We start from the raw sequence: 6,620 nt of genomic DNA, 5'->3' as shown, positions 1-6,620 counted from the left end.
GTCCTTTTTCAATATTTATTTGTCCATGACCCCACAAATTTCCGTGAAGAACCAAAAAAAGAGGGGAAGCCTTCAGGCATAAATCATCCCCAAACATGAGACGAACTGTCGTATAAAAAGCCATGCCCCCAATGCTTTTAAGAAAGCATTGGGGGCATGGCTTTTTATCAAATCGGCTCGCTTTTGTGCGCCGACTGCCAATTAATACTGCTTCAAGAACTCCCTAAAAAATTCCACGCTCGCCGGCAGGGCGTCCACAGGAATGTGTTCATTTACCTGATGGGCAGCGCCCCACCGATTGTCATGGACATGGCCCGTAAATAAAAGGACCGTATCGGTAATGGGCTTGTAGTAGCGCGTATCCGTAGCCCCCAGCATGAGAAATGGAATGGCAAGGAGTCCATCGCCATAAGCGGCATGCAGGATCTTTGTAAGAAGGCGATAGGAATCGCTGTCCGGTGTCGAGGCGGGTACAGGATCCTTGCCGGAAATATGGCGGATCTTGACGCCTTCCGGCAGGAACCCTTGGAGACGTCTTTTGACCGATTCCACCGTATCGCCCTGCAGGACGCGGACACTAAGTCCCACAGCGGCATGACTGGGCAGTACATTAGGCTGGGTACTTGCCTGGGCCATGGTAAACGCCACCGTCGTATGAAGCATGGCATCAAGGGCAGGATCTTCCTGCGCAAGGGCGCAAAGTTCCTCAAAATGGCCTTTCGGATCGGCGTAAATGCGGCGTACCGGTTCTTCCTTTAAGGGTGCCGTCGCTGAAAGCTGTGCTTCTACAAGCGGCGTCAACCGATAGGGAAATGGATGGGCTTCAATGGCAACCACCGCCTTTGCGACAGCGCCCAGGGCCGTACCATTGCCGGGTTTGCTCGAATGCCCGCCCTTGCGGTCACAGTAGATTTCGTAGTTGACGGCCGCTTTTTCGCCAAGACCGATACGAGCGGCAAGACGCCCACCAGCTTCCGGGAAAAGTCCGCCCCCTTCATCAAGGATGGTACCAATATGGACCCCTTTTTCCGCTAAATGGTCCACGAGGCGCTGGGCCCCGTCCACATCATTTTCAAGATACACTTCCTCGCTGTAGCCCAAAGACAGGTAGAGGTCGTAATCAGGCCGGAAGCCTTCGGCAAAAAGGGATTCCAAGGCTTCCAATTCACTAAGGACCAAATGTTTGCAGTCCGTCGTGCCCCGGCCATAGACCGAGCCATCAAGGAGAAGACCCGAAAACGGATCATGGCTCCATTGACTGCGGTCCCCAATCTCCACCACATCCTGATGGCTCATGAGAAGAAGCGGCTTTTTTGCGGTCTTCTTTGGATGATAGTGAAACTGGAGACCAGCCTGCCCCACGCGGTCCACTTCCATCACGTCATAGACATGGGGATAAAGCGTTTCAAAAAGCTTGTGGAGTTTTTCAAATTCAGACCAATCGACTTTGTTGACGTCGGAATTTGAGACCGTCTTCATTTGAATCATTTGGGAAAGATGGTCGGCAAGGATTTCTTTTGTGGGTACGGTCATCTTGGCAGCTCCTTTCAATGATTACCACGCAGGAACAAGGGCTCCTTTGGCTTTTTCGTTGATATAGTTCTTAACGGCATCTGTTTGGAAGATCTTGACAAATTTCACATAGGTGGGATTATCCTTATCCTCTTCACGGGCAGCAATGATATTGACATAAGGACTCGTATTGTCTTCCTTGGCAATAGCAAGATTCGGATCAAGTTTGGCTGAATTGGCGTAGCCGGCATTAATGACAGACGCTGCCGTATCATCTAGGCTGCGCGGCAGCTGAGCCGCTTCCAGTTCAAGGATCTGCAGGTGTTTCGGATTGTCCGTAATGTCGTTGACCGTCAGATCGGAGGCCTTGACGCCGTCCTTGACTTTGATGAGGCCAAGCTTGCTCAGCATCAAGATGGCACGGCCGCCATTTGAAGGGTCATTTGGAATGGCAATCTTATCGCCATCTTTCAGATCCTTGATATCCTTGATTTTGGTTGAATACAGTTTCAAAGGAGCCAAGTAGGTCTTGCCAATGGAGACCAGCTTCGTGCCATTTTTCTTGTTGAAGGCATCAAGGAAAGGACCATGCTGAAAGGAGTTCAGGTCGATTTCATTTTGAGCAAGGGCCTGGTCCGGCGTTACATAATCAGAAAAGACCTTCAGCTCTACATCAAGGCCCTGTTTTTTAGCTTCGCCCTTGACAAACTCCATGATTTCTTCCGAGTAGCCCGGCGTAATACCCACAACGATCTTTTTCTTTTCTTCCGGAGCCTTTTCCGCCTTCTTTTCGCCGCCGCACCCAGCTAGGAGTGCAGCCGCTGCAAAGACCGCCAGGGTCCCTGCCGTCAGTTTTTTGAAGTTCATTGTGCACCTCTCCTTTTTTCCTCCCCATCGACAAGCAGTAAAAAAGCGCCATCTATACAGATGACGCTAACCTTCGTTTGAACGCTCATCTGCCAAGCCGCAAGGCCTGTTGGAATTAGCACCTTCCCATCCGGGGGTTGCCGCAGCTTCATAGGGCCAAATCCCTCAGCTGCTCTCGATGAAGGGTTATTAACGGGTATGAGTTTACAATTTATACGCACAATTGTCAAGGAATTCATATTTTCGTAGTATAATTTCTTGTTATTCTCCTCTTTTTGTACGATTTGATACAACAACGTTGAAGATGTTCTGCAAAAGGCAGATTATTGTACGGTAAATCCTGCATCCGTCAGCAAGCTCCTCGCCTTTTCATAGTCCTTTTCAGGCACATCGATATAATAGAAATTGCGGTCAATCTTGCCTTGGGGACCAAAATCCCGGATATCAAGCTTAGCTCCGCAGCCGCAGATGGGGGCCTCACTGGGAAGCTCCGTTACAGAAAGCTCGAAGCCTGCCTCTTTAAGGAGGGCTTGGGCTTTTTTCCATTCCTCTTTTTTGCCAAGCTCCTTATAGACGAGTTTTTCCCTCACAAAAAATCCCATGACGAGCGCCTCCTTTTTCCTTATTCATAATCAAATAACCCATCATTTTTTTCTTCCAGGGCTTTGATTATGTGGTAGGCAAAGGCATTATAGGGCGTAGGGATGCCAAGGGCTTCTCCCATTTCTACCATACGGCCGCACAGCATATCAATTTCCGTATGGCGATGGTGATCCAGATCCTGCAGCGTGGAATGGCGCACGGCAGGGCTCTCACTCTTGGTATAGCCCGCGCCCTTGCCATTTTTCCCAGGCTCCAAGATAGCCGTATGAAGACTGATTCCCTTGGCTTTTGCCACAAGGACAACCTCTTCTTCAAGCCGTTCCTTCAAAAAACGTACGTGTTCGGAATCAGCATAGGCTCCAGTTCCGCAGCCTACAATCGCTTGAGGGATATTTTGGCCAATATTGAAGAGGAACTTGGCCCAAATATCACTTTCGATGGTACGGCTCATATGGGTCAAGAGCGGAGTCCGTGCGAAAAAGGCCTTCAAGGCTTTAAGCTGTACCTCATCCCGTTGTGACAGGGGCGCCGGTTTTCCATAGTAAAGTCCCCGGATACCTTGAGGTTCCTTGAAAGTCACTTGATCAATTTCCTCTTTTCCACGCTCCCGATGGGAAGCAATCCGAAGAAGAGCTGGGACAATATGACCTTTTCCTACGGCCGCTTCCAAAACGGCCTCACTGTCTACACCATTCATAAGGCTGACGATCATGGTACGAGGACCGGTAAGGGCTTTTACGGCTGGTAAAATGGAAGGGAGCGCCCCATATTTGACGGTCACAAAAATAAGGTCTACAGGGCCTGTTTCTTCCGCTCCTTGTACCATGGGTCGGAAAGGCTCCCCATTGATGACAAGCCCTTTTTCACGGAGCCTTTCTCCCCGCTTTCCATCCGCGATGACAGTAAAAGATAGGTCAGCCAGCCTGCTAAGCCCCCAGATAAGATAACTTCCGATGGCGCCAGCTCCAATCAGTGCCACTTTCTTGATTTCCATAGGTCAGTCTCCTTTGATCGGTAAGGGGGCACCGATGAAGGTGTCCGCCGCAATGAATTCATCTTTTATCTTCATTATACAGAAAAATCGGGAAAAAAGAAAAGGACAGTCCCCTAGACCCAGTCAAAATTATGGATTTTTCTTTTTCCAGATATTCTGAACGGAAACTTCCCGCGCTTGCCATAGGGCAACCTAAACGAGCATCAAATAGGCTGCTGCCACCCTAAAAAAGCAGGCTAAGGCCAATTGGACAGGGAACAAAGCGGTCTATGCGTAAAAAAATTCCCATCTGAACTCATGCAATCAGATGGGAATCTATTTTTTATCCCTGTGCTGCAGGGGATTCTTTTTCTGCTTCCGGAACAGCCGCTTTTTCTTGTTCTGTCACAAGGGGGTCCGCTTCTTTCTGGATGTTCACCAAGCGGGCGACCACTACATCGACAGAATCAACATAAAAGTCGGTAAGGGCAGCCACTTCTTTTACAATGGCCTGACGCAGGGTTTCCACGACTTCGGGGATATTGGAGCCATATTCAACAGCCACTTTTAGTTCAAAACTGACATGCCCCTTCGTAACGGTCCCGTTTTCGTCAACGGTAGTATCACTTTTACGGACGGAAATTTGGGGAACCATCTTGTCCGTCACCCGTTTAGCCAGGGAAAAAAGGGAACTTCCTTCATTTAAGGAGAGTGTCACATGCCCAAGGTCCTGGGCAGCAGCACGAACAATATCGACAAACACTTCGTCACTGATGATGGTTTTTCCTTGGATCATCAAAATCCCTCCTTTTTGCTGGCACATCTTTCAGCGAAATTCTACTTTCAGATGCTGACGGTCTACAAGTTTATGATAGCGATAGCGCGGATAGCCTACGAGCAGGCAGCCAACCCCCACTTGTTTTGTTGGAATCTGGAGCAATTCCCGCAGCGGCGCATAATCGGCACGAAGGCAGGTTTCAATAAAGCCCATGATGGTCGTGCCAAGTCCCAAGGTCGGTGCGTACAGTTCCGCATAAGCAAGGGACTGCTCACTGTTGCTGGGGCCTGTCACATTAAGGCGGCGAGCCAAAACAAAGATGAGCTGACGGGCGTTGCGTCCGATGATATCAATGCCCCGTTCACGGTATACATGAAGGACTTTTATGAAATACCGTTTTTGTGGGGATTTATTGTCAATCTGTTCCTGCATCCAGTCAGCCACGCAGTCTGTGATTTTCTTGATCAGTTCCCGGTCCTGGATAACAAGGTAATACATGCCTTGGGAATTGGCAGCCGTCGGAGCAAACCGGGCTGCTTCAAGAAGCTGACGGATCTTTTCTTCCGGTACCAATTCATCGCGAAAATTCCGGATACTGCGGCGCTGACGGAGAAACTCCAGTGCCGTATCCGGGTCCAGCATGGGACGGGTGATGGGATCCATCTCAGCCTTCGGGCAGCGGGAATTGTCAAGGGCTCCCGTGGGACACACAGCGACGCAGTGACCGCAGGACATACAGGACAGATCATTGATACAGACCGGACCTTCGGCACCCATTTCCAGGATACAGCTCGGGCAGACATTTGCGCACGTGCCGCACCGCGTACATTTTTCTTTATCGATTGTGATTATTCCTGCCACCTATACACACCTCAAAACTTTTTCAGTACATATCCAAAAAAAGCCGGACAACCGTCCGGCCTATTCTTTAATTGGCTCCCCGAGTAAGACTCGAACTTACAACAACTCGATTAACAGTCGAGTGCTCTACCATTGAGCTATCGGGGAATGTCTTATCAACGTTGTTTAGTATAAGGGATTGGTGCTATCTTGTCAAGTCTTTTTGCAAATTCTTTTTCTGGCAGTGCCGTAGGGGGCCCGCACCTCATCCGTTAACCCCAGGAAGTCAAGGCCTCCGGAGAGACTACAAATTTCCTCACAAAAAACAAGGCTCCGTGAAGCCGTTATGCTTCACGGAGCCTTGTTTTTTATGTGTTATCACTTGATTGGAAAATTAAAAAGGCCGATTTGCTCATCACTTCGCAGATAGGAAAGATCATTTAAAAGGAAGATGGCGTGTTCATCCCACTTATTGACACCAATCATCGTAAGCGACGCCGGCCGGATATCAAAGGACACTTTCTTTGAAGCCACTTCATCAATGGAGTAGCCCATCCAGTAGAAAAGGATATTTTGGATGGATCCCTTATGGGCGATGATGATAAGGTCTTCCGTCCCACAAAGGACATCCTTCATCCCAGCAATCGTCCGTTCATAGAACTCTCGCCGCGTCTCCCCTCCATCATAATTGCGATGATCAAGCTCGCGTCCCGTCTTCGGGGCGTGATAAAAAGACTTTGCGGCAACGACGCTCTTGCCGGCGGCCTTTCCATTATTTTTTTCCCGCAGGGCCTTAAAAAGGGTAACTTCCTTGATGCCAAGCGCCTTTTTAAGAATGGCCGCGCCTACCTGACAGCGCTGCAGGTCACTTGCCGCCAAACGGGGTGGTTTCCTTCCGGCAAAGTCCTTTTTGAGGACCGCTGCCAGTTTCTCCATTTGGGCCTTGCCGTCTGCCGTAAGGCATGAATCAGTCCAGCCTCCGGTAAGGGCCTTGACGTGGTGCTCTGCTTCGCCGTGACGGATGAGTAGAATCATGATGGGCCTCCT

Annotated in this window: 7 protein-coding genes, 1 tRNA gene and 1 riboswitch; all 8 genes read right to left on the bottom strand. The window is 49.7% G+C overall.

Annotation, left to right across the window (positions count from 1 at the left end; all coding sequences use genetic code 11):
• Window positions 1-201: 201 nt before the first annotated feature.
• The 8 genes from QZQ08_RS01660 to QZQ08_RS01625 all read right to left on the bottom strand — a co-directional run bounded on the left by QZQ08_RS01660 (window position 202) and on the right by QZQ08_RS01625 (window position 6,608).
• Entirely contained in the window at window positions 202-1,533 is a 1,332-nt protein-coding gene (locus tag QZQ08_RS01660) for a M20/M25/M40 family metallo-hydrolase (protein WP_296326978.1), read from the bottom strand.
• Between the two features lie 21 nt (window positions 1,534-1,554).
• On the bottom strand, window positions 1,555-2,379 hold the full coding sequence (locus QZQ08_RS01655) for a MetQ/NlpA family ABC transporter substrate-binding protein (protein WP_296326977.1): 825 nt from the start codon (window positions 2,377-2,379) through the stop codon (window positions 1,555-1,557).
• An 82-nt stretch (window positions 2,380-2,461) separates the two neighbouring features.
• A riboswitch (SAM riboswitch) is annotated at window positions 2,462-2,564 on the bottom strand.
• 138 nt (window positions 2,565-2,702) lie between these two features.
• Window positions 2,703-2,981: a hypothetical protein gene (locus QZQ08_RS01650; protein ID WP_296326975.1), complete on the bottom strand. Its 279-nt coding sequence runs from the start codon at window positions 2,979-2,981 to the stop codon at window positions 2,703-2,705.
• A gap of 20 nt (window positions 2,982-3,001) precedes the next feature.
• Window positions 3,002-3,976: a ketopantoate reductase family protein gene (locus QZQ08_RS01645; protein ID WP_296326973.1), complete on the bottom strand. Its 975-nt coding sequence runs from the start codon at window positions 3,974-3,976 to the stop codon at window positions 3,002-3,004.
• 322 nt (window positions 3,977-4,298) lie between these two features.
• Window positions 4,299-4,751 (bottom strand): Asp23/Gls24 family envelope stress response protein, encoded by a 453-nt coding sequence (locus QZQ08_RS01640; protein WP_296326971.1) that lies wholly within the window; start codon window positions 4,749-4,751, stop codon window positions 4,299-4,301.
• Between the two features lie 30 nt (window positions 4,752-4,781).
• Window positions 4,782-5,594: a nitroreductase family protein gene (locus tag QZQ08_RS01635; protein WP_296326969.1), complete on the bottom strand. Its 813-nt coding sequence runs from the start codon at window positions 5,592-5,594 to the stop codon at window positions 4,782-4,784.
• Between the two features lie 72 nt (window positions 5,595-5,666).
• Window positions 5,667-5,741 (bottom strand) — tRNA-Asn (locus tag QZQ08_RS01630).
• A gap of 210 nt (window positions 5,742-5,951) precedes the next feature.
• Window positions 5,952-6,608: a histidine phosphatase family protein gene (locus QZQ08_RS01625; protein ID WP_296326967.1), complete on the bottom strand. Its 657-nt coding sequence runs from the start codon at window positions 6,606-6,608 to the stop codon at window positions 5,952-5,954.
• Window positions 6,609-6,620 lie beyond the last annotated feature (12 nt).

Source organism: uncultured Acidaminococcus sp., assembly GCA_900538365.1.
Classification (GTDB): domain Bacteria; phylum Bacillota; class Negativicutes; order Acidaminococcales; family Acidaminococcaceae; genus Acidaminococcus.
The sequence above is the reverse complement of the archived record's forward strand: the minus strand, read 5'-3'. Positions and strand labels throughout refer to the sequence as shown.

Excerpts from the sequence above, each read along its gene's own strand:
- QZQ08_RS01645 (WP_296326973.1), bottom strand. The coding sequence starts at position 3,976 with ATGGAAATCAAGAAAGTGGCACTGATTGGAGCTGGCGCCATCGGAAGT.
- QZQ08_RS01650 (WP_296326975.1), bottom strand. The coding sequence starts at position 2,981 with ATGGGATTTTTTGTGAGGGAAAAACTCGTCTATAAGGAGCTTGGCAAA.
- QZQ08_RS01660 (WP_296326978.1), bottom strand. The coding sequence starts at position 1,533 with ATGACCGTACCCACAAAAGAAATCCTTGCCGACCATCTTTCCCAAATG.
- QZQ08_RS01625 (WP_296326967.1), bottom strand. The coding sequence starts at position 6,608 with ATGATTCTACTCATCCGTCACGGCGAAGCAGAGCACCACGTCAAGGCC.
- QZQ08_RS01640 (WP_296326971.1), bottom strand. The coding sequence starts at position 4,751 with ATGATCCAAGGAAAAACCATCATCAGTGACGAAGTGTTTGTCGATATT.
- QZQ08_RS01655 (WP_296326977.1), bottom strand. The coding sequence starts at position 2,379 with ATGAACTTCAAAAAACTGACGGCAGGGACCCTGGCGGTCTTTGCAGCG.